We start from the raw sequence: 22425 nt of genomic DNA, 5'->3' as shown, positions 1-22425 counted from the left end.
GGCCGGGCCGGCGCCGGGTACGGCACGGGCCCGCGGGCGAGCCCGTTTGCTGCACTTGCAAAAACGCCCGGCCGTTGAAGCGTTTCCGGCCGGGCGCCTGTCGCGCTTTACTTCACCTTCGCGGCTTTCGCGAGCGCGGCGACCGCGCTCTTCGAATCCTGCTGCGAGTTCATGAACTTCGTCACGACGTCGGTGATCGCGCCGGCCGTTGCGTCGCCCTGCGCCATCCCGTGCGCGAGCGACGGCACGAAGCCGCCCGACTTGATCGCGGTCTGCTCGTCGGCGTACGACTTCTTCGCGCAGTCGTCGAACTTGTCCATCTTCACGCCGAGGCGCACCGGGACCGAGCCCTTCAGCAGGCTGAACTGCTCCTGGAAGTCCGGCGTCATGATCGTCTTCGCGAGTGCCAGCTGGCCCGGCGTCGCGTCCTTCTGGCCCTTCTGCTGGAAGAACACGAACGAGTCGACGTTGAACGTGTACGAATTCGCCGTACCCGGGACCGCCGCGCAGATGTAGTCCTTGCCCGCCTTCTTGCCGGCGTTCTCGAACTCGCCCTTCGCCCAGTCGCCCATGAACTGCATGCCGGCCTTGCCGTTGATGACCATCGCGGTCGCGAGGTTCCAGTCGCGGCCGTTACGGCCGGTATCGAAGTAGCCCTGGATCTTGCGCACCGTGTCGAACACGGACAGCATCTGCGGCGACGTCAGCGTCGCCTGGTCGAGATCGACCAGCGCCTTCTTGTAGAAGCCCGGGCCCTGCGACAGCACGACGTCTTCCCACAGCGTCAGGTCCTGCCACGGCTGGCCGCCCATCGCGACCGGCTGGATGCCCGCGGCCTTCAGCTTGTCGGCGACCGCGAAGAATTCCGGCCAAGTGGTCGGCACCTTCGCGCCGACCTTGTCGAGCGCGGCCTTGTTGATATAGAGCCAGTTCACGCGGTGCACCGAGAACGGCGCGGCGACGGTGTGGCCCTTGTACTTGATGATCTTGTCGATTTCCGGCGGCAGGTTCTGCTTCCAGTCGCCAGCGACGGAATCGATGTTGACGAGCACGCCCTGGTCGGCCCAGTCCTGGATCAGCGGGCCCTTGATCTGCGCGGCCGACGGTGCGTCGCCGCTGATCACCTTGGTCTTCAGCGCGGTCATCGCCGCGGCGCCGGCGCCGCCCGCGACCGCGAAGTCCTTCCACACGTAGCCCTGCTTCTGCACGTCGTCCTTCAGCACGCCGACGGCCTTCGACTCGCCGCCCGAGGTCCACCAGTGCAGCACGGTTACATTCTCGGCCGCCTGCGCCGCCACGGCGCCAGCCATCAGACCCGCGGCGCAGAGCGCGCCCATGATCGAGCGAACTTTCATTACTTATCTCCTCCAGACTGAATCAACTCGTGAAGTTCCCCGACGGGGAACCGGCTTCTTGATAAACGACGGGGAAATCGAGCCGCGGGACGCATGCAGCGTACGGGGCCGATGACCGGCCGGGCTCTTACAGAAAGCGTGAATCGAGATTCAACGGCGTGTCTCCTCTTTGTGTTTCTGGCCCGCCGCGATGCTGCGGCGCGAGCCCGGGGGCGACGGCGCGCGGACGATGCGCACCGTCAATGTCCGATAACATTCGGCACAAGGCGTTCCCGAAGGCGAAGCTCGCGCAGTTCATCGACCGCACTTCTTTTTTTCTTCACCCAGGTGCTACCCCTTGCGGCGGATTGTAGTTAAACTACAATTCAGTGTCAAAAATATTTTTATCGCACTACGGATCGCTTCCCAGCACCCCAACCGGCGGAGACACATGCATACCGATTCCAGCTTTACCTTCGTACTTTTCGGCGGCACCGGCGACCTGTCGATGCGCAAGATCCTGCCCGCGCTGTTCGAAGCGCACCGCGGCAACATGCTCGCGGAAAGCGGCCGGATCGTTGCCGTCGCGCGGCACGAATCGGATCGGGCCGGCTATCTCGAGTGGGTCGACACGCATGTGAAGCCGCACGCGGCGAAGGCGGCCGGCAAGGCCTTCGACGACACCGCGTGGAAATCCTTCCTCGAACGCATCGAATACGTGAAGCTCGACCTCGGTCGCGCGGAGGACTACGTCGTGCTGCGCGACGCGGTCGCGCAACTTCCCGGCATCCGCGTGTTCTATCTCGCGACGGGGCCGTCGCTGTTCGTGCCGATCTGCAAGGCGCTCGCATCGGTCGGGCTGAACGAAGGCGCGCGCATCGTGCTCGAGAAGCCGCTCGGCTACGACCTGCGCTCGTCGAACGCGATCAACGACGCGGTCGGCGAGATCTTCGCGGAAGACCAGATCTACCGGATCGACCACTACCTCGGGAAGGAGCCGGTGCAGAACCTGCTCGCGCTGCGCTTCGGCAATGCGCTGTTCGAGCCGCTGTGGCGCCGCGAATGGGTCGAGAGCATCCAGATCACGATCGCCGAGGAGCTCGGCGTCGAGGCGCGCGGCGATTTCTACGACAATACGGGCGCGCTGCGCGACATGGTGCAGAACCACCTGCTGCAACTGCTGTCGATCGTCGCCATGGAGCCGCCGCATTCGATGGACTCCGACTCGGTGCGCGACGAAAAGCTGCGCGTGCTGCGCGCGCTGAAACCCGTCGATTCGCGCGACATCGGCAAGGTCGCGGTGCGCGGCCAGTATCATGCGGGCGTGATCAAGGGCGCGCAGGTGCCGGCCTACGCGACCGAGCCGGGCGTGAAGCCGGACAGCCCGACCGAAACCTTCGTCGCACTGAAGGTCGAGATCGAGAACTGGCGCTGGGCCGGCGTGCCGTTCTTCCTGCGCACCGGCAAGCGTCTCGCCGATCGCGTCGCGGAAATCGTCGTCAACTTCCGGCCGGTGCCGCACTCGGCCCTCGGGCCGACCGCGCTGCGCGCCGGCTCGAACCGCCTCGTGATCCGGCTGCAGCCGAACGAGACGATTCGCCTGTACTGCCTCGCGAAGCAGCCCGGCGAAGGGATGAACCTCGCGAGCGTGCACCTCGACCTCGCGTTCGACCGTTTCTTCAAGGAAGGGCAGATGGAGGCGTACCAGCGCCTCCTGCTCGACGTGATCAACGGCCGCCTCGCGCTGTTCGTGCGTCGCGACGAGCAGGAAGCCGCGTGGCGCTGGGTCGAGCCGATCCTGAACGAATGGGCCCGCTCGCTGAAGCCGCCGAAGCCGTATGCGGCAGGCACGTGGGGGCCGGCCGCGGCGAGCGCGATGCTCGCGCAGCACGGCACCTGCTGGCTCGAAGAAGAAAACTGATGCAAACCGTTGTCGTGCGCGCAAGCGCGCGGCAACGTGCCCCATGATTCGCACGAATTGAACAGACAAAGCAGTCCGGAGGAGATGTGATCGAGATTCACGCTTTCGACACCCAGGAAGCGCAAAGCGAAGCGCTCGCGCGCGCCGTCGGCGATGCGCTGCGCGCCGCGCTCGGCGGCCCCGCGCGCCCGACGCTCGCGGTGTCCGGCGGCACGAGCCCGCGCCCGTTCCTGCAAACGCTGTCGCATGCGGCGCTCGACTGGGCCGGCGTCGACGTCACGCTGGTCGACGACCGCTGGGTGCCGGAGGACGATGCGGCCAGCAACGCGCACCTCGTGCGCGACACGCTGCTGCAGCACGCGGCGGCCCCTGCCCGCTTCCTGCCGCTCATCGACACGCGCGTCTCGCTCGACGCGCACGTCGCCGCGCTCAACGCGAACGCCGACTACCGCGTACCGACCGTTGCCGTGCTCGGCATGGGCGAGGACGGCCACACCGCGTCGATTTTCGCGGACGCACCCGAATGGGACCACGCGATCGCGACGCCCGAGCGCTTCGTCGCCGTGCATCCCGGCGCCGCGCCGCATGCGCGGGTGAGCTTCTCACTCGATGCGCTCAAGCGCGTTGACCGGCTGTTCCTGCTGATCGCGGGCGAACGCAAACGCGCGGTGCTCGACGCAGCGGCCGCATCGCTGCAGAAGAACGCGATTTCCCAACTGGCCAACGACAAGGGGACCAAGCTCGATGTCTACTGGTGCGCAAAGTAAGGCTGTCGTCGCGGGCCAGCATGCCGACGGCCCGCGCCTGCTCGCGGACGTCGGCGGCACGAACGCGCGTTTCGCGCTGGAAACCGGCCCCGGCGAGATCACGCAGATCCGCGTCTACCCCGGCGCCGACTATCCGACGCTCACCGACGCGATCCGCAAGTATCTGAAGGACGTGAAGATCAGCCGCGTGAACCATGCGGCGATCGCGATCGCGAACCCGGTCGACGGCGACCAGGTCACGATGACCAATCACGACTGGAGCTTCTCGATCGAGGCCACGCGCCGCGCGCTCGGCTTCGACACGCTGCTCGTCGTGAACGACTTCACCGCGCTCGCGATGGCGCTGCCGGGCCTGACCGATGCGCAGCGCGTGCAGATCGGCGGCGGCACGCGCCGCCAGAACAGCGTGATCGGGCTGCTCGGGCCTGGCACCGGGCTCGGCGTCTCCGGCCTGATTCCCGCGGACGACCGCTGGATCGCGCTCGGCAGCGAAGGCGGTCACGCATCGTTCGCGCCGCAGGACGAGCGCGAGGACCTCGTGCTGCAATACGCGCGCAAGAAGTTTCCGCACGTGTCGTTCGAACGCGTGTGCGCGGGCCCCGGCATCGAGGTCATCTACCGCGCGCTCGCCGCGCGCGACAAGAAGCGCGTGGCCGCGACCGTCGACACGGCGGAGATCGTCGAGCGCGCGCATGCGGGCGACGATCTCGCGCTCGAGGCGGTCGAATGCTTCTGCGGCATCCTCGGCTCGTTCGCCGGCAGCCTCGCGCTGACGCTCGGCGCGCTCGGCGGCGTGTACATCGGCGGCGGCGTCGCGCTGAAGCTCGGCGAACTGTTCACGCGCTCGTCGTTCCGCGCGCGCTTCGAGGCGAAGGGCCGTTTCGCGCAGTATCTCCAGAACATCCCGACCTACCTGATCACCGCCGAATATCCGGCGTTCCTCGGCGTGTCGGCGATCCTCGCGGAGCAGTTGTCGAACCGGTCGGGCGGCGCGTCGTCGGCCGTGTTCGAGCGGATCCGCCAGATGCGCGACGCGCTGACGCCGGCCGAGCGCCGCGTCGCCGATCTCGCGCTGAACCATCCGCGCTCGATCATCAACGACCCGATCGTCGACATCGCACGCAAGGCGGACGTGAGCCAGCCGACGGTGATCCGCTTCTGCCGCTCGCTCGGCTGCCAAGGGCTGTCGGACTTCAAGCTGAAGCTCGCGACCGGCCTCACCGGCACGATTCCGATGAGCCACAGCCAGGTGCATCTCGGCGACACGGCCACCGACTTCGGCGCCAAGGTGCTCGACAACACGGTGTCCGCGATCCTGCAGTTGCGCGAACACCTGAACTTCGAGCACGTCGAGAACGCGATCGAGATCCTGAACGGCGCGCGTCGCATCGAGTTTTACGGGCTCGGCAACTCGAACATCGTCGCGCAGGACGCGCATTACAAGTTCTTCCGCTTCGGGATTCCGACGATCGCGTACGGCGACCTGTACATGCAGGCCGCATCGGCCGCGCTGCTCGGCAAGGGCGACGTGATCGTCGCGGTGTCGAAGTCGGGACGCGCGCCGGAATTGCTCCGCGTGCTCGAAGTCGCGATGCAGGCCGGCGCGAAGGTGATCGCGATCACGTCGAGCAACACGCCGCTCGCGAAGCGCGCGACCGTCGCGCTCGAGACCGACCACATCGAAATGCGCGAATCGCAGCTGTCGATGATCTCGCGGATCCTGCATCTGCTGATGATCGACATCCTCGCGGTCGGCGTCGCGATCCGTCGTGCGTCCACCAACGGTGAACTGCCGGAGGCCGTCGCGCAGGCGCGTGCACGGGCGAGCGACGACGAGACGGCCGACGTGCTCGACTGGCTGAGCCACGGCGCGTCGCCGGCGGCGAAGGACGTCGCGCGGGACTGACGCCCGACACGGCACGGCGGCGGCCGCTTTCCGTCCGCCCGAAAAAAACGCCACCGACGCATCGCGCGGTGGCGTTTTTTCATGCCGCGGCGGCTCAGGCGCCTGCTTTCACCGGCCGGCCATGCCAGCGCAGCACGAGGGAGCGGCCGACGAAACACAGCACGCCGGTGACGCCGATCGTCACGCCCATCGCGAACGGCGTGCCGTCCGCGAGTGCGCCGATCGCGACGCTCGCGATCGCGCCGAGCGCGAGCTGCATCGCGCCGAACACGGCCGCCGACGCGCCCGCGTTATGCGGATAGCGATGCATCAGGTCGGTCGTGCAGTTCGCGGACAGGATCCCGACCACGCCGACCACGAAGAACAGGCACACGACGATCGACCACAACCCGCCCCACCCGGTCAGCGCGACGAGCGCGACCGCGAGCGACGCGATGCAGCTCACGAGCGACGCGGCCGCGATGATGCGCAGCGAGCCGATGCGGCCGACGAGCCGCGTATTCGCGAAATTGCCGATCATGATCCCGACGACGTTCAGGCCGAACAGCAGCCCGTAGTGCTGCGGCGACACGTGAAAATACTCGATGTACACGAACGGCGTCGCGGTGATGTACGAGAACATCGACGCGAACGCCATCCCGCCGCACAGCATGTGCCCCCACGCGACCGGATCGGAGAGGATGCGCCCGTACGATGCGAACGACGCGAGCACGGCCGCGCTCTTGCGCCGCTCCTTCGGCCAGGTTTCGGGCACGCGCAGGTACGCGGTCGTCGCGCACACCGCACCGAACACGGCCAGCACGACGAACACGCCGCGCCAGCCCGAGAAGCGCAGGATCTGCCCACCGATCAGCGGCGCGAGCAGCGGCCCGACCGCAGTGACGATCGCAACCATCGACAGCACCTTCGCCGCATCGGTCGGCTCGTGCGCGTCGCGCGCGATCGCACGCGACAGCACCGACGCCGCGCCTGCGCCGAGCGCCTGCAGGAACCGCACGAGGATCAGCATGTCGATCGAGTTCGACACGAAGCAGCCGATGCTCGCGAGCGTGAACAGCGCGATGCCGCCGAGCAGCACGGGCCGGCGGCCCCACGTGTCGGACATCGGACCGTACAGCAGCATGCCGATCGAGAAGCCGGCCATGAAGCTCGTCAGCGTGCGCTGCGCGGCGCCGGGACTGACGGAAAAGCCGTCGGCGATCGACGGCAGGCTCGGCAGGTACATGTCGGTGGCGATCGGCCCGCAAGCGGCGAGCGCGCCAAGCAACAGGATCAGCCGGGCATCGGGCCGGCGCCGGACGACGTGGGACATGGGTATCCGGAATGGAGGCCCGCGCGCATCGGGGCGCGCGTGGCGGTGAAGACGGGAGGCCGCGCCGCGGACGGCGCTCAGGCCCATGATTGTACGCGCAACTTTTTCGCGTGCCGGCGGCCGGGTGCCGCGCACGGCCGAACGGCCGGTCACTGCCGCTGTCGCACGAGGCGGCACGAGGCCGCACGCGGATTCGATTAAGCTTGCGGCTCCCCGCTCTTCCTGTCCGACCCAATCGACGCACGACCGAACCGATGACCGCTTTCCTGCTGATCTGGAGCCCCAAGAAATGGCCGTGGCCCGAGCTGCCCGACGTCGCCGCGCGCGTGAAGGCCGGCGAGGCCGTGCACGACGTGTGGGGCTGCGGCTTCGCGCGCGGCATCCTGCCGGGCGATCGCGTGTTCCTGCACCGCGTCGCGAAGGAGCCGAAGGGCGTGTTCGGCTCGGGCTACGTGACGCGCGCGCCCTACGAAGTGCCGGACCCGGCGACGAAGCGCGGCTACCGGCTGTGCATCAATTTCGTCTACGACTGGCTGGTCGACGCCCACCAGGACGTCGTGATCCCGCGCGACGCGCTGCGCGTGCATCCATACTCGGTGCAGACCTGGGACGCGCAGTCCTCCGGCACGTCGATCAAGCCGATGGTCGAAGGCCCGCTGGAGAAGCGCTGGGCCGAACTGACCGGCAAGCGCAAACCGCCGCGATAACCGGGCCGGATCGGACGCCGGCCAAGCGCGCCGGCCAATCCCCCGCGCGCCGAAAGGCCGCAGACCGCGCGGCGGGCCCGTCATGCGCGTCTCCGGTACAATCGGACGATCGTTCCGCCCAGGCGCCGCGGCCCGTGCACAGGCCCCCGCGCCCTTCTCTCGCAGGTTTCGCACATGTCCAACAATCAGATCCTCTTCGAACGCGCCCAGAAGACCATTCCGGGCGGCGTCAACTCGCCGGTGCGCGCCTTCCGTTCGGTCGGCGGCACGCCGCGTTTCGTCTCGCGCGCGCAGGGCCCGTACTTCTGGGATGCCGACGGCAAGCAGTACATCGACTACATCGGCTCGTGGGGCCCGATGATCGTCGGCCACGTTCATCCGGAAGTGCTGTCGGCCGTGCAGAACGTGCTCGCCGACGGCTTCTCGTTCGGCGCGCCGACCGAGGCGGAAATCGAGATTGCCGAGGAAATCTGCAAGCTCGTGCCGTCGATCGAGCAGGTGCGGATGGTGTCGAGCGGCACCGAGGCCACGATGAGCGCGCTGCGTCTCGCGCGCGGCTTCACGGGCCGCAGCCGCATCGTCAAGTTCGAGGGCTGCTATCACGGCCACGCGGACAGCCTGCTGGTCAAGGCCGGCTCCGGCCTGCTGACGTTCGGCAACCCGACGTCGGCCGGCGTGCCCGCCGACATCGCGAAACACACGACCGTCCTCGAATACAACAACGTCGCCGCGCTCGAAGAAGCGTTCGGCGCGTTCGGCGACGAGATCGCCGCGGTGATCGTCGAGCCCGTCGCGGGCAACATGAACCTCGTGCGCGGCACGCCCGAATTCCTGAATGCGCTGCGCGCGCTGTGCACGAAGCACGGCGCCGTGCTGATCTTCGACGAGGTGATGTGCGGCTTCCGCGTCGCGCTGGGCGGCGCGCAGGCGTACTACGGGATCGCGGCCGACCTCACCTGCCTCGGCAAGGTGATCGGCGGCGGGATGCCGGCCGCCGCGTTCGGCGGCCGTCGCGACATCATGGCCCACCTCGCGCCGCTCGGCGGCGTGTACCAGGCCGGCACGCTGTCGGGCAACCCCATCGCGGTCGCCGCGGGCCTGAAGACGCTGCAACTGATCCAGGCGCCCGGCTTCTACGACGCGCTGACCGCGCAGACGAAACGCCTCGCCGACGGCCTCGCGGCCGAAGCGCGCGCGGCCGGCGTGCCGTTCGCCGCCGACTCGATCGGCGCGATGTTCGGCCTGTACTTCGCCGAGCGCGTGCCGGTCAGCTTCGCGGAAGTGACGAAGAGCAACGTCGAGCGCTTCAACCGCTTCTTCCACCTGATGCTCGACGAAGGCGTGTACTTCGCGCCGTCCGCGTACGAGGCCGGCTTCGTGTCGAGCACGCACGACGACGCGGTGATCGACGCGACGCTCGCGGCCGCACGCCGCGCATTCGCGGCCCTCGCCGCCTGACCCGGGTCCGCACGCATGTTCTCGGATACCGATTTCGCCCACATGCAGCGCGCGCTGACGCTCGCGGCGCGCGGCATGTATACGACCGCGCCGAACCCGCGCGTCGGCTGCGTGATCGTCAAGGACGGCGACGTGATCGGCGAAGGCTTCACGCAGCCGGCCGGCCAGGACCACGCGGAAGTGCAGGCGCTGAAGGACGCGCGTGCGCGCGGCCAAGACGTCGCCGGCTCCACCGTGTACGTGACGCTCGAGCCGTGCAGCCACTTCGGCCGCACGCCGCCGTGCGCGAACGCGCTGATCGACGCGCGCGTCGCGAAGGTCGTCGCGGCGATGGAAGACCCGAATCCGCAGGTGTCGGGGCGCGGCCTCGGGATGCTGCGCGACGCGGGCATCGACGTGCGCTGCGGGCTGCTCGCGAACGAAGCGGGGGAACTGAACATCGGCTTCGTGTCACGGATGACGCGCGGCCGCCCGTGGGTGCGGATGAAGACGGCCGCGTCGCTCGACGCACGCACCGCGCTGCCGTCCGGCGAAAGCCAGTGGATCACCGGCGAGGCCGCGCGCCTCGACGGCCATGCTTGGCGCGCGCGCGCGTGCGCGATCCTCACCGGGATCGGTACCGTGCGCGAGGACAACCCGCTCTTGACCGTGCGCGGCGTCGACACGCCGCGCCAGCCGCAGCGCGTGCTGGTCGACAGCCGCCTCGACCTGCCGCTCGATGCGCGCCTGCTCGAAGGCGCGCCGCTGCTGATCTTCTGCGGCCGGCTCGATGCCGCCGGCGAAGTGCGCGCGAACGTGCTGAAGTCGCGCGGCGCGGAAATCGTGCCGCTCGCAAATGCGTACGGCAAGGTCGACCTGCCCGCGATGCTGGCGGCGCTCGGCGCGCGCGGCGTCAACGAACTGCACGTCGAGGCCGGTCACAAGCTGAACGGCTCGCTGCTGCGCGAGCAGTGCGTCGACGAGCTGCTGGTCTACCTCGCGCCGAGCCTGCTCGGCAGCGACGCGGCCGGCATGTTCGACCTCGCCGCGCCGGCGAGCCTCGACGCCCGCACGCGACTCGCGTTCCACAGCGTCGAGCGGATCGGCGACGATCTGCGGATCCTGGCGCGCGTCGCGCCGCCCGTCGTCACTCTTTGAACGGAGCCGTCACGATGTTTACCGGAATTGTCGCGGCCGTCGGCCGCATCGAAGCGATCAACCCGCTTGGCGCGTCGCCCGAGGCGGGCGTGCGGCTGACGGTGCAGGCCGGCGGGCTCGACCTGGCCGATGTCGCGCTCGGCGACAGCATCGCGATCCAGGGCGCGTGCATGACGGTGATCGAAAAGGCCGACACCGGATTCGACGTCGACGTGTCGCGCGAAAGCCTGAACCGCACGGTCGGCCTCGCGCAGCCCGGCGAAGTGAACCTCGAGAAGGCGCTGCGCGCGCACGACCGCCTCGGCGGGCACATCGTGTCGGGCCACGTCGACGGCCTCGGCACCGTGACGCGCTTCGCGCCGGTCGGCGAATCGCACGAGCTGCGGATCGTCGCGCCGCGCGAGCTCGGCCGCTATCTCGCGTACAAGGGCTCGATCACGGTCAACGGCGTGAGCCTGACCGTCAACACGGTCGACGATCGCGCCGACGGCTGCGAGTTCTCGATCAACCTGATCCCGCATACGGTCGAGGTCACGACGCTGCGTCACGTGAAGACCGGCGACAAGGTCAATCTCGAAATCGACATGATCGCGCGGTATGTGGAGCGGATGATGTCGGCATCGCAGGGCGTGCATCAGGACTGACCAGGCGGTTCCGCCCGCTGGATGGGAAATGGCGCCCGGCGGCGTGGCCCGGCACCTGGCCTGATGGCCAACGACGCGCACGGGTCATCCCGTCGCGCTAAGATGCAACGGCAGCAGTTTCGGCGCCGCGGCGCACGGTGCGCCGCGTACCGGCTGCCCCTTTTCCTCCAGGAGTCGTCCCCATGTCCATCTCGATGTACCAGGCTTCGCTGCCCGTCCTGATCCGCGGCCTCACCAACCTGCAGCACATCCTCGGCAAGGCGCAGGCGCATGCGGCCGAGAAGCAGATCGACCCGTCGGTGTTCATCGGCGCACGCCTCTATCCGGACATGCTGCCGCTCGTCCGCCAGGTGTATATCGCGACCGACACGGCCAAGGGCTGCGCCGCGCGGCTCGCCGGCGTCGACATTCCGAGCTATCCCGACGTCGAGCAGACATTCGACGAACTGCACGCGCGCATCCAGAAGACGATCGACTATCTGAAAGGCTTCGACGCCGCGCAGATCGACGGCAGCGAAGCGCGCCAGGTCGTGCTCAAGATGCGCGTCGGCCCGATCGAGTTCACCGGCCAGTCGTATCTGCTGAACTTCGTGCTGCCCAACTTCTTCTTCCACGTGACGACGGCGTACGACATCCTGCGCCACAGCGGCGTCGAACTCGGCAAGCTCGACTACCTCGGCGGCCGTAACGACCAGGCGTGACGCACGGCCGGGCCTCGGCCGGCCTGCGGCAGCCCGTCTTCGGGCGGCCCGCGCCGGCCCGGGCAGGCCGGTCCCGACTGCCGGCCGCACCGCTTTCCGGCGCGCTCGCCGGCCGCGCGCAGCCGGTGCCAGCCGAAACGCGGTCCGGCTGGCGTAAAATACGCACTTTCCTCTTTCTCGCCCCTTTATGACGCTCGCCTCCACGCTCGACATCATCGCGGAGTTGAAAGCCGGCCGGATGGTGATCCTGGTCGACGAAGAAGACCGCGAAAACGAAGGCGACCTCGTGATCGCCGCCGAATTCGTCACGCCGGAAGCGATCAACTTCATGGCCAAGTACGGCCGTGGCCTGATTTGTCTGACGTTGACGCAGGAACGCTGCAAGCAGCTGCACCTGCCGCTGATGACCTACCGCAACGGCACGCAATACGGCACCGCGTTCACGGTCAGCATCGAAGCGGCCGAAGGCGTGACGACCGGCATCTCGGCCGCCGACCGCGCGCACACGATCGCCACGGCGGTCGCGCACGACGTCCGCCCCGAGCACATCGTGCAGCCGGGCCACGTGTTCCCGATCATGGCGCAGCCGGGCGGCGTGCTCGTGCGCGCCGGTCACACCGAGGCCGGCTGCGACTTCACCGCGCTTGCCGGGCTCACGCCCGCCGCGGTGATCTGCGAGGTCATCAAGGACGACGGCACGATGGCGCGCCTGCCCGACCTGCTCGAGTTCGCGAAGGAACACGATCTGAAGATCGGCACGATCGCCGACCTGATCCAGTACCGCAGCCGCACCGAATCGATCATCGAGCGGATCGCCGAGCGCACGATGCAGACCGCGCACGGCACGTTCCGCGCGGTGCTGTACCGCGACCAGCCGAGCGGCTCGCCGCACATCGCGCTGGTGCGCGGCACGCCGTCGCCCGACGTCGATACGCCCGTGCGCGTGCACGAGCCGCTGTCGGTCCTCGATCTGCTCGAGACGGGCATCTCGACGCACTCGTGGACGCTCGACGCGGCGATGCACGAGATCGCGGAACGCGACCTCGGTGTGATCGTGCTGCTCAACTGCGGCGACACGAAGGAACATCTGATCGACGTCTTCAAGGCGTTCGACGAGGAAGAAAAGGCCGCTGCGCTGAAGCGCCGGCCGGTCGATTTCAAGACGTTCGGCATCGGCGCGCAGATCCTGCGCGACGTCGGCGTCGGCAAGATGCAGGTGCTGTCGAATCCGCGCAAGCTGGGCAGCATGTCCGGCTACGGCCTCGAAGTCACGGGCTTCATTCCGATGCCCGGCGGCGAAGCCAAGTCCTGCCCGGCGTCCCACGCGTAACCCGCCACGACGCTTTCGCCCTATAACCGTTCATCCACACCACGGACCAGATCATGGAAATCGGACAATACCAACCGAATCTCGAAGGCGACGGCCTGCGTATCGGCATCGTGCAATCCCGCTTCAACGAACCCGTCTGCAACGGCCTCGCCGATGCGTGCGTCGAGGAACTCGAGCGCCTCGGCGTCTCCGGTGAAGACGTGCTGCTCGTGTCGGTGCCCGGCGCACTGGAAATCCCGCTCGCGCTGCAAAAGCTCGCGGAAAGCGGCCAGTTCGACGCACTGATCGCACTCGGCGCGGTGATCCGCGGCGAGACGTACCACTTCGAACTCGTGTCGAACGAAAGCGGCGCGGGCATCACCCGCATCGGCCTCGACTTCAACCTGCCGATCGCCAACGCGGTCCTGACGACCGAAAACGACGAGCAAGCCGTCGCGCGCATGACCGAAAAGGGTCGTGACGCCGCACGCGTCGCGGTCGAGATGGCCAACCTGACGATGGCACTCGACCAGCTCGGCGACGACGAGGACGAGGAAGAAGAGGACGAAGACGACGAAGAGGAGCGCGCATGAAGAAGAGCGCCCGCCGACAATCGCGCGAGCTGGCGACGCAGGGCCTGTATCAGTGGCTGCTGTCGAACGCGGCCTCCGGCGAGATCGACGCGCAACTGCGCGGCGCGCTCGGTTACGACAAGGCCGACAAGGAGCTGCTCGACGCGATCCTGCACGGTGTGATTCGCGAGCATGCGACGCTCGTCGAAGCCCTCACGCCGTCGCTGGACCGTCCGGTCGATCAGTTGTCGCCGGTCGAACGCGCTGTGCTGCTGATCGCGACGTTCGAGCTCACGCATCATGTCGAAACGCCGTACCGCGTGATCATCAACGAAGCAGTCGAACTCGCGAAGACGTTCGGCGGCTCCGACGGCTACAAGTACGTCAACGGCGTGCTCGACAAGCTGGCCGCAAAGCTGCGCCCCGCCGAAACGCAGGCGCGCCGCAACGGCTGATTCCGCAGGCAGACGGGCGCGCAAGCGCCCGTTTTTCGTTCTCCCTCCCCCTCCCCGCTCCGCCCGACCGATGAATACCACCGCCGATTCGCTCGTCACGCTCGCCGCACGCGTCGACGCGATCCAGCCCTTCTACGTGATGGAACTGATGAAGGAGGCACAGCGGCTCGAGTCCTCCGGGCGCGATGTTATCCACATGGGCATCGGCGAACCGGATTTCACCGCGCCGGAGCCCGTCGTCGAGGCGGCGGCGGCCGCGCTGCGCCGCGGCGTCACGCAGTACACGAGCGCGCTCGGCATCGCGCCGCTGCGCGAAGCGATCGCCGCGCACTATGCGCGCGCCTACGGCCTCACGATCAGCCCCGAGCGGATCGTCGTGACGGCCGGCGCCTCCGCCGCGCTGCTGCTTGCGTGCCTCGCGCTCGTCGGCCGCGACGACGAGGTGCTGATGCCCGACCCGTCGTATCCGTGCAACCGGCACTTCGTCGCGGCGGCCGAAGGTCGGCCGGTGCTCGTGCCGAGCGGCCCGGAAGCGCGCTTCCAGCTCACCGCAGACGACGTCCGCACGCGCTGGGGCAGCCGCACGCGCGGCGTGCTGCTCGCGTCGCCGTCGAACCCGACCGGCACGTCGCTCGAGCCGGACGAGCTGAAGCGGATCGTCGAAGCCGTGCGCGCACGCGGCGGCTTCACGATCGTCGACGAAATCTACCAGGGGCTCAGCTACGACGCGGCGCCCGTGTCGGCGCTGTCGTTCGGCGACGATGTCGTCACCGTGAACAGCTTCTCGAAGTACTTCAGCATGACCGGCTGGCGGCTCGGCTGGCTCGTCGTGCCGCCCGCGCTCGTCGGTACCTTCGAAAAGCTGTCGCAGAACCTGTTCATTTGTCCGTCCGCGCTCGCGCAGCACGCGGCGCTCGCGTGCTTCGAGCCGGCGGCGCTCGACATCTACGAGGCGCGCCGCCTCGAATTCAAGCGTCGCCGCGACTTCATCGCGCCAGCGCTCGAGAAGCTCGGCTTCACCGTGCCCGTGATGCCGGACGGTGCGTTCTACGTGTATGCGCACTGCGGCGGCGTCGCTCATCCCGCGGCCGGCGACAGCGCGGCGCTCACGCAGGCGATGCTGCACGACGCGGGTGTCGTGCTGGTGCCGGGCATGGATTTCGGCGTGCATGCACCGCGCGACTATATCCGGCTGTCCTATGCGACCGCCTACTCGCGCCTCGAAGAGGCCGTCGAGCGGCTCGCGACACTCTTCGGCCAGCACTGACCGCGATCCGCGTTCCCGGCCGCGCAAAAGAAAAAGGCACCCGATTCGGGTGCCTTTTCGTTGGAGCCTGGCCGGAACCGCGGGACGTTACGCGCCGAGTTCCGAGTGGTCGCCGCCATGCGCCTGCTTCGCGGTATCGACGCTCGCGTCGTCCTGCTGCGGTGTGCCCTTCGGCGCGGCAGCCGCCTTAGCGGTGATCGGCTGCGCGCCGTCGAGCGTCGCATGCACGCGCTTGGCGCCGCCGGCCGATGCCGTCACGGCCGCGGTCACGATCGGCTTCGACGGCTGGGCCGGCGCCTGCGGCGCATTGACCGACACGCTGCGGCCATGCGCAACGTCGCGCAGGCGACCGCGCTCGGCCATGACCTTCGAGCCGTAGGCGGTGTCGTCCGGGTTGGTCGAGCCGTTGTACAGGCGCAGGCCGTTCGCGAGCGAGCCGCCGCGGGCGATGCAGTCCTTCAGCACGAGCGCGCCGACCTGCAGGTTCGCGAGCGGTTGCAGCGCGGTGTCGGTACCGCCGAAATACTCGAATTTGTCGGAATGAACCTTCGACATGACCTGCATCAGGCCTTGTGCGCCGACGCCGCTTTCCGCGTACGGGTTGAAGCCCGATTCGATCGCCATCACGGACAGCAGCAGCAGCGGATCGAGGCCGACGTCGCGGCCGGTCTGGAAAGCAGCCTTGACGAGTTGGCCGAGCGGCTCCTGCGCGACCCGGTAACGGCGCGACAGGTAGGTGGCGACCAGCGCCTGTTCGCGGTTCGACGCGAGCGCGCGATCGTCGCGCGCATCGGCCGGGACCCGCTGGGTCGGGATCAGTTTCGCCAGCGCGACGGGCGACGGGCCGTTACGGGCCGGATCGGACGCATCGTTCTGCGCGGCGGTTTCCGGTGCGACGTCGAGACCGACGGCGAGCGCATCCGTTTCCGGGGCGTCTTCCTGCTGCGGCTGCGCGCCAGCGGGCGCGAAGTTCGGCAGCGGATGACCGGTCAGCAGACGGGCCGGACCGGCCTGCACGGCCGCGGATACGACCGGCATCAGCTTCGCGGCGAGATTCCCGCGCACGGTCGGCAGCAGCCAAAGGGCAAGTGCGACCGCGACAGCGAGACAGCCGACAACGCTGAATAGATGGTGACTGACACGCGTCCCGCGACGCAGCATGTTGCGCACGATTTGCGCATGCTGCTCACTGGGACGCCACGATAACCAAGCGTTCATTCAGATCATCTCCCATGAACATGACTCGTGCGGCTCGCTCTGCTCGATGGCGAGACTGAAAACGCGCCGCGGAATCACGACACCGCACGCCTTGGTTGGGACGCGCAAGCATCGGGGAAACGGTATAAGTACCGTTCGAGGCCACGGTGTAAGAGGGCCGGCACCTTCGCACAATGGGCGAGGCGGGCATACGCGGTGGCACCCACGCAAAAAACCAGCGTCTGGTGGCGCTGGCTGGGACTACGACAAAGGCCGTCGAATACGCCGTGCAGGTTTCGGCGGACGGTGACGCGCTGCGTCAAAGATCGGTGATTGGCGGCTCGAAGCCTTTTACCCTGCAACCAATGTGAGCGGATTCTAGCAGGGTTTTATAGATCGTCAACACTATAAAACTTTGAAATTATAACAAAAAGTAATTTTGAATCCCCCTTCAGATCGCCGGCCCCCTGCCGTAGGGGCTCTGCGCGTCGTCGACATTTTTCTCCGCCGGGCGTGCGAGCGGCCGCCCGGGTAAAATCGTCGGTCGATTCGGGGCGCAGCCGGCCGCTGCGCCCGCCCATCGCTGCCCGCCTTGCGGGCGGCCCGGACCTTCTTCATGAAATACAAAGACTTACGCGATTTCATCCAGCGCCTCGAGGCGCTCGGCGAACTGCGGCGCGTCACGCAGCCCGTGTCGCCCGTGCTCGAAATGACCGAATTGTGCGACCGCGTGCTGCGTGCCGGCGGCCCGGCGCTGCTGTTCGCAGCGCCGCCCGGCAATGCGTTCCCGGTGCTCGGCAACCTGTTCGGCACGCCGCGCCGCGTGGCGCTCGGCATGGGTGTCGATGCGGGCGACGACGCCGCGCTCGGCTCGCTGCGCGACCTCGGGCGGCTGCTGTCCGCGCTGAAGGAGCCGGATCCGCCGAAGAGCCTGAAGGACGCCGGCAAGCTGCTGTCGCTCGCGAAGGCCGTATGGGACATGGCGCCAAAATCGGTGTCGTCGCCGCCGTGCCAGGAGATCGTCTGGGAGGGCGCCGACGTCGACCTGAACAAGCTGCCGATCCAGACCTGCTGGCCCGGCGACGCGGGGCCGCTCGTCACGTGGGGCCTCACGGTCACGCGCGGGCCGAACAAGCCGCGCCAGAACCTCGGCATCTATCGCCAACAGCTGATCGGCCGCAACAAGCTGATCATGCGCTGGCTCGCGCATCGCGGTGGTGCGCTGGACTTCCGCGAATTCGCGCTGCAGAACCCCGGCAAGCCGTATCCGGTCGCGGTCGTGCTCGGCGCCGATCCGGCCACGACGCTCGGCGCGGTGACGCCCGTGCCCGATTCGCTGTCCGAGTATCAGTTCGCCGGCCTGCTGCGCGGCAGCCGCACCGAGCTCGCGAAGTGCCTGACGCCCGGCGTCGATACGCTGCAGGTGCCCGCGCGCGCGGAGATCGTGCTTGAAGGCTTCATCCATCCGCAGGAAGGCGCGCCCGCCCCTGCCCCGGCCGGCGCACCGCCGCGGCCGGCCGGCAACGCGGCCGCCGCATACGAACACGCGCTCGAAGGCCCATACGGCGACCACACCGGCTACTACAACGAGCAGGAGTGGTTCCCGGTGTTCACCGTCGAGCGGATCACGATGCGCCGCGACGCGATCTATCACTCGACCTATACCGGCAAGCCACCCGACGAGCCGGCCGTGCTCGGCGTCGCGCTCAACGAGGTGTTCGTGCCGCTGCTGCAGAAGCAGTTCACCGAGATCACCGACTTCTACCTGCCGCCGGAAGGCTGCAGCTACCGGATGGCCATCGTCCAGATGAAGAAGAGCTACGCCGGCCATGCGAAGCGCGTGATGTTCGGCGTGTGGAGCTTCCTGCGGCAGTTCATGTATACGAAGTTCATCGTGGTCGTCGACGAAGACGTGAACATCCGCGACTGGAACGAGGTGATCTGGGCGATCACGACGCGCGTCGACCCCGTGCGCGACACCGTGATGGTCGACAGCACGCCGATCGACTATCTCGATTTCGCGTCGCCCGTCGCGGGCCTCGGCTCGAAGATGGGGCTCGACGCGACCAACAAGTGGCCCGGCGAAACGAACCGCGAATGGGGTCGCCCGATCGAGATGGATGCGGCCGTGAAGGCGCGCGTCGACCGACTCTGGCAGGAAATCGGACTGTAAGTCCACGCCTTGAACGCACCCGACAAGAACGACGATGAGCTTTCCCCCCGCCTCGATGCTGTCCGACGGGTTCTTCCTGTCGCTGTCGCTGTGTCTCGACATCGGCCTCGTCAACGTCGCGATGCTGTCGCTGACGCTGTCGCACGGCTTCCGGCCGGGCTTCTGGCTCGGCGTCGGCTCGTGCTTCGGCGATCTCGTCTACGCGGCGCTCGCGCTCGCGGGCATGGCCGTGCTGCTGCAATTCGAGGCCGTGCGCTGGATCGTCTGGATCGGCGGCGGTGCGGTGCTGCTGTTCCTCACGTGGAAGATGGCGCGTGAAGCGCTCGCGCCGGCCGGCAGCGCCGACGACGGCACGGCCGACGAAACACCGCAGCCGCGTGCCAGCGCGCGGCGCAGCTTCGTGCGCGGGATGCTGCTTGCGATGTCGTCGCCGAGCGCGATCCTGTGGTTCGCGGCGGTCGGCGGCGCGCTGATCGCGAAAGCCGGCGCGACCACGCCGGCGACGGCGTCGGTGTTCCTGTCCGGCTTCTTCCTCGGCGGCCTCGCGTGGACGCTCTTCATGTGCACGCTCGCGAGCCAGGGCCGCAAGCGCGCGGGCGCGGGGATGATACGCGCGTGTCACGTCGCGTCGGCGCTGCTGTTCGCGTATTTCTCGTACAGCGTGATCGTCGGCGGCTACCGCGACCTGATTGCCCACGCGGCGTGACCGCCGCGCCCCGAGCCGCGCCCCGAATGAAAAACGGCGCAACGCCCCGCGAGGGACGTTGCGCCGTTTTGCCGCGCGCGGTCAGGCCGCCACGCGGAATGCGTCAGCGACGCCAGCCGTGGTGACCCCAGCCGCCGTAGCCGTGACGCCAGTACGGACGACCGTAGTAGCCGCCGTAGCCGCCGACGACCACGGCGGGCGGTGCATAGTACGCCGGTGCCGGCGCGTAATAAACGGGCGGCGGCGGCGCGTAGTACACGGGCGGTGGCGGCGCATACACGGGATACGCAGGTGCGACCGGGACACCGATGCCGACCCCGATCGACACGTGAGCCTGCGCGGCGCTTGCGGCACCCAGGGCCAGCGCGGCGACGGCGATGAACGGAATGAGCTTTTTCACTTCGATTCTCCTGCTGGAGCGGTAATTTGTGCGCTCCTGTCGGCAACGGCGGGCATGCACGTCGCATGGGTGCAATGTAGCGAAAACCCGCCGCCCGCGTATCGCGCATTTGTTGCAAATTGCAATTCCACACGGCCGCAGCCACCGTGCGGCAGGGCTGCGTGGACCGGCGATCCCCCTCGCGGGTCCCGCGATTCCGTCCGACCAGCGAAATCGCGCCATGCCGGCCGGTCAGTTTTACCGGATCCGGTAAGCGCGGCGCGCATGCTTCAGTAATCAACGATTACAAATTTGCGACAGGACGCCGACATGCCGAGCGGGGCACAGCCGCCGCGTGATTTGGGGCCGGATTGAGCCGCCTTCGACGGGACGAAGCCGCCGCGCGAATTTGCCGGTTGTCCGTACCGAACGCCGACCGTTCGGGCTGTCCCCGTTCGGCAACGCCGCCTATCCACGACCGCCCCGTCATTCCTGCGATACTGGCGTCTGCTCCGTTTGCGCTTCGGGACCCGCCATGCCCCTCCCCGACACTCCCCGCCTCGGCTTCATCGGCGCCGGCCGCCTGGCGCGCTGTCTCGCGCTGCGCTTCGCGGCGGCCGGCTTTCCGGTCGTCGCGATCGCGAGCCGCACGGCGGAATCGGCCGCGGCGCTTGCCGCGCGTATCGACGGCTGCCGGGCGGTCGACACGCCGCAGCAGGTCGTCGACGCCGCCGACCTGATCTTCCTGACCGTGCCCGACGACCATCTCGCATCGACCGCCGCCGCGCTGCGGTTCGACGCGGCGCGCGCGGCAAGCCAGGCGCTCGTCCACTGCAGCGGCGCGTCGGCGGTCGAGTTGCTCGATCCGGCAAAGCGGCAAGGCGCGGCCACGGGCGGCTTCCATCCGCTCTATCTGTTCGGCGGCACGGACGCCGATCTCACCCGCATCGACGGCTGCTCGGTCACGCTCGAAGCCGACGGCGCGCTGCACGTGACGCTGCTGCGACTTGCTGCCGCACTCGGCTGCCATCCGCTGTCGATTCCGGCCGGCGGCCGAATGCTGTATCACGCGGCCGCGCATTACGCGGCGAGCTTCGCGCTGTGCGGGCTGTCGGAAGCGGTCGAGCTGTGGCGCGGCCTCGGCTTCGACGAGGAAGCCGCGTTGCGCGCGCTGCTGCCGATGCTCACAGGCACGATCGCGACCGCGCGCGACAAGGGCCTCGCGAACGCCCTGGCGGGCCCGGTGTCGCGCGGCGACACCGGCATCGTCGAGCGTCAGCTCGCGCTGCTCGAGGCGCGCGGCGGCGACCATGCGACGCTGTATGCGCTGATGACCCGCCGCGCGGTCGCGCTCGCGGCGAAGCGGGCGGCGCCGCCGCCCGCGCTGCCGGCGCTTGCGCAGGCCGTCGAAACGTCGCTCGAGCGCACGATCGGGCACCCCTCCCCGCCGCGAGACGAGGCGTGATAAGGTGTCGGCCGATGCGCCGCCATCCGGCGTTGGCGGCCGCACGCTACTCGACTGTATAAAAAGGATGCCAACGATGTTCGGCGAGATCGCCCGTTTTCTGCTCAATACCGTCTTCACGCTGTTCGGCGCCGCGCTGATTCTGCGCGTCTGGATGCAGGCCGTCCGCGTGCCGCCGTACAACCCCGTCACGCAGGCCGTGCTGCAGGCGACCAACTGGCTCGTGCTGCCGCTGCGCCGCGTGATCGCGGGCGTGCGCGGCATCGACTGGGCAAGCGTCGTCGCCGCCCTCCTCACCGCGCTCGTCTATGTGGTGCTGATGGTCGTGATGGCCGGCCTGGATCCGGCCTCGGTGATCGCGACGCTCGTCGTGGTCGCGCTGCTCACCGTCGTGAAGTGGGCGCTCAATCTCGTGATCTGGATGACGATCCTGATGGCGCTGCTGTCGTGGCTCAATCCGCGCTCGCCGGCGATGCCGATCCTCTACCAGCTCACCGCGCCGTTTCTGAACCCGCTGCGCCGCGTGATTCCGAACCTGGGCGGCATCGACCTGTCGCCGATCCTGCTGTTCGTGATCGTCCAGGTGCTGCTGATGATCGTCACGCGCGCCGCCGTGTCGCTGACGATGTTCGGCATCTGACGTATTGCGCTACGCTGCCGGCCCCTGCGCCGGCGGCGCCTCGAGCGTGTCGATCACGCCGAAGCGCGCGGGAATCATCGCGTAGCACACGCGCACCTTCTCGCGCGTCAGCCGCTCGAGCAGTTGCTGCGCCTCGTCCTCGGTGACGATGAACTCGACCTCGATCGCGAGCGAACCCTGCAGCTCGAAAAAGCGGTCCTCGTGCAGCACCCGATGCCGGCCGAAGCCGGCCATCGCACGAAACGCGGAACCGCCCGCGACACCCATCCGGTTCCCCTCCTCCAGCAACCACTCCCACAGCGGCTTCCAGTGCAGCCGGTGCTGCTCGTGCACGTAGAAGCGCAAGAAGACCCTGTCCATCGCGTCCTCCCGATG

General features: G+C 68.3%; 21 protein-coding genes. 16 read left to right on the top strand and 5 right to left on the bottom strand.

Annotation, left to right across the window (positions count from 1 at the left end):
• Nucleotides 1-107: 107 nt before the first annotated feature.
• Nucleotides 108-1355 carry an ABC transporter substrate-binding protein gene (locus WS87_RS05465; RefSeq protein WP_059820207.1) on the bottom strand — a complete coding sequence of 416 codons (1248 nt, stop codon included), beginning with the start codon at nucleotides 1353-1355 and terminating at the stop codon, nucleotides 108-110.
• A 430-nt stretch (nucleotides 1356-1785) separates the two neighbouring features.
• On the opposite strand from WS87_RS05465, the gene zwf reads away from it, so the two are divergent.
• The 3 genes from zwf (at nucleotide 1786) to WS87_RS05450 (ending at nucleotide 5928) form a co-directional block, all read left to right on the top strand.
• A complete protein-coding gene (zwf, locus tag WS87_RS05460; RefSeq protein WP_059530188.1) occupies nucleotides 1786-3255 on the top strand; it encodes a glucose-6-phosphate dehydrogenase in 1470 nt (489 codons plus the stop codon).
• Between the two features lie 86 nt (nucleotides 3256-3341).
• The gene (gene pgl, locus WS87_RS05455) at nucleotides 3342-4022 is read left to right on the top strand and encodes a 6-phosphogluconolactonase (RefSeq protein ID WP_059820206.1); all 681 of its coding nucleotides are present in this window, start codon (nucleotides 3342-3344) and stop codon (nucleotides 4020-4022) included.
• On the top strand, nucleotides 4000-5928 hold the full coding sequence (locus tag WS87_RS05450) for a bifunctional transcriptional regulator/glucokinase (protein WP_059690778.1): 1929 nt from the start codon (nucleotides 4000-4002) through the stop codon (nucleotides 5926-5928). Before pgl ends, WS87_RS05450 begins: the two co-directional genes overlap by 23 nt.
• A gap of 94 nt (nucleotides 5929-6022) precedes the next feature.
• On the opposite strand, the gene WS87_RS05445 is transcribed toward WS87_RS05450, so the two are convergent.
• Entirely contained in the window at nucleotides 6023-7240 is a 1218-nt protein-coding gene (locus WS87_RS05445) for a Bcr/CflA family multidrug efflux MFS transporter (RefSeq protein WP_059820205.1), read from the bottom strand.
• Between the two features lie 254 nt (nucleotides 7241-7494).
• On the opposite strand from WS87_RS05445, the gene WS87_RS05440 reads away from it, so the two are divergent.
• From WS87_RS05440 to WS87_RS05400, 9 genes are all read left to right on the top strand, one after another.
• On the top strand, nucleotides 7495-7947 hold the full coding sequence (locus WS87_RS05440) for a hypothetical protein (RefSeq protein ID WP_059820204.1): 453 nt from the start codon (nucleotides 7495-7497) through the stop codon (nucleotides 7945-7947).
• 174 nt (nucleotides 7948-8121) lie between these two features.
• Nucleotides 8122-9405: a glutamate-1-semialdehyde 2,1-aminomutase gene (hemL, locus tag WS87_RS05435; protein ID WP_059530198.1), complete on the top strand. Its 1284-nt coding sequence runs from the start codon at nucleotides 8122-8124 to the stop codon at nucleotides 9403-9405.
• 15 nt (nucleotides 9406-9420) lie between these two features.
• Entirely contained in the window at nucleotides 9421-10542 is a 1122-nt protein-coding gene (gene ribD, locus WS87_RS05430; protein ID WP_059820203.1) for a bifunctional diaminohydroxyphosphoribosylaminopyrimidine deaminase/5-amino-6-(5-phosphoribosylamino)uracil reductase RibD, read from the top strand.
• 14 nt (nucleotides 10543-10556) lie between these two features.
• The gene (locus WS87_RS05425) at nucleotides 10557-11186 is read left to right on the top strand and encodes a riboflavin synthase (protein ID WP_059820202.1); all 630 of its coding nucleotides are present in this window, start codon (nucleotides 10557-10559) and stop codon (nucleotides 11184-11186) included.
• 182 nt (nucleotides 11187-11368) lie between these two features.
• Nucleotides 11369-11887: a DUF1993 domain-containing protein gene (locus WS87_RS05420; protein WP_059530206.1), complete on the top strand. Its 519-nt coding sequence runs from the start codon at nucleotides 11369-11371 to the stop codon at nucleotides 11885-11887.
• Between the two features lie 187 nt (nucleotides 11888-12074).
• Entirely contained in the window at nucleotides 12075-13217 is a 1143-nt protein-coding gene (gene ribBA, locus WS87_RS05415) for a bifunctional 3,4-dihydroxy-2-butanone-4-phosphate synthase/GTP cyclohydrolase II (protein ID WP_059530209.1), read from the top strand.
• A gap of 53 nt (nucleotides 13218-13270) precedes the next feature.
• Nucleotides 13271-13789: a 6,7-dimethyl-8-ribityllumazine synthase gene (gene ribH, locus WS87_RS05410; protein WP_059530212.1), complete on the top strand. Its 519-nt coding sequence runs from the start codon at nucleotides 13271-13273 to the stop codon at nucleotides 13787-13789.
• Nucleotides 13786-14223 (top strand): transcription antitermination factor NusB, encoded by a 438-nt coding sequence (nusB, locus tag WS87_RS05405; RefSeq protein WP_059530215.1) that lies wholly within the window; start codon nucleotides 13786-13788, stop codon nucleotides 14221-14223. The genes ribH and nusB overlap by 4 nt, the downstream gene beginning before the upstream one ends.
• 70 nt (nucleotides 14224-14293) lie before the next feature.
• Nucleotides 14294-15490 carry a pyridoxal phosphate-dependent aminotransferase gene (locus WS87_RS05400; protein ID WP_059690775.1) on the top strand — a complete coding sequence of 399 codons (1197 nt, stop codon included), beginning with the start codon at nucleotides 14294-14296 and terminating at the stop codon, nucleotides 15488-15490.
• A gap of 87 nt (nucleotides 15491-15577) precedes the next feature.
• Here WS87_RS05400 and WS87_RS05395 read toward each other — a convergent pair whose 3' ends face one another.
• Nucleotides 15578-16708 carry a transglycosylase SLT domain-containing protein gene (locus WS87_RS05395; RefSeq protein ID WP_059820201.1) on the bottom strand — a complete coding sequence of 377 codons (1131 nt, stop codon included), beginning with the start codon at nucleotides 16706-16708 and terminating at the stop codon, nucleotides 15578-15580.
• Nucleotides 16709-17303: 595 nt separating this feature from the next.
• On the opposite strand from WS87_RS05395, the gene WS87_RS05390 reads away from it, so the two are divergent.
• Both WS87_RS05390 and WS87_RS05385 read left to right on the top strand, forming a co-directional pair.
• The gene (locus WS87_RS05390; protein WP_059690774.1) at nucleotides 17304-18860 is read left to right on the top strand and encodes a UbiD family decarboxylase; all 1557 of its coding nucleotides are present in this window, start codon (nucleotides 17304-17306) and stop codon (nucleotides 18858-18860) included.
• Nucleotides 18861-18894: 34 nt separating this feature from the next.
• Nucleotides 18895-19566, top strand: coding sequence for a LysE family translocator (locus WS87_RS05385; RefSeq protein ID WP_059820200.1), 672 nt, complete (start codon nucleotides 18895-18897; stop codon nucleotides 19564-19566).
• Between the two features lie 103 nt (nucleotides 19567-19669).
• On the opposite strand, the gene WS87_RS05380 is transcribed toward WS87_RS05385, so the two are convergent.
• A complete protein-coding gene (locus tag WS87_RS05380; protein ID WP_059690772.1) occupies nucleotides 19670-19966 on the bottom strand; it encodes a hypothetical protein in 297 nt (98 codons plus the stop codon).
• 514 nt (nucleotides 19967-20480) lie between these two features.
• On the opposite strand from WS87_RS05380, the gene WS87_RS05370 reads away from it, so the two are divergent.
• Nucleotides 20481-21410: a Rossmann-like and DUF2520 domain-containing protein gene (locus tag WS87_RS05370; protein ID WP_059820199.1), complete on the top strand. Its 930-nt coding sequence runs from the start codon at nucleotides 20481-20483 to the stop codon at nucleotides 21408-21410.
• 76 nt (nucleotides 21411-21486) lie between these two features.
• Complete coding sequence (locus WS87_RS05365) at nucleotides 21487-22050, top strand: YggT family protein (protein ID WP_059530230.1); 564 nt, start codon at nucleotides 21487-21489, stop codon at nucleotides 22048-22050.
• 9 nt (nucleotides 22051-22059) lie between these two features.
• On the opposite strand, the gene WS87_RS05360 is transcribed toward WS87_RS05365, so the two are convergent.
• Nucleotides 22060-22410: a DUF190 domain-containing protein gene (locus tag WS87_RS05360; protein ID WP_059690770.1), complete on the bottom strand. Its 351-nt coding sequence runs from the start codon at nucleotides 22408-22410 to the stop codon at nucleotides 22060-22062.
• Between the last annotated feature and the right edge of the window lie 15 nt (nucleotides 22411-22425).

Origin of the sequence: Burkholderia sp. MSMB0856, from assembly GCF_001524645.2 — a bacterium.
GTDB lineage: Bacteria > Pseudomonadota > Gammaproteobacteria > Burkholderiales > Burkholderiaceae > Burkholderia > Burkholderia diffusa.
This window is presented reverse-complemented; position numbering and strand designations above follow the sequence as displayed.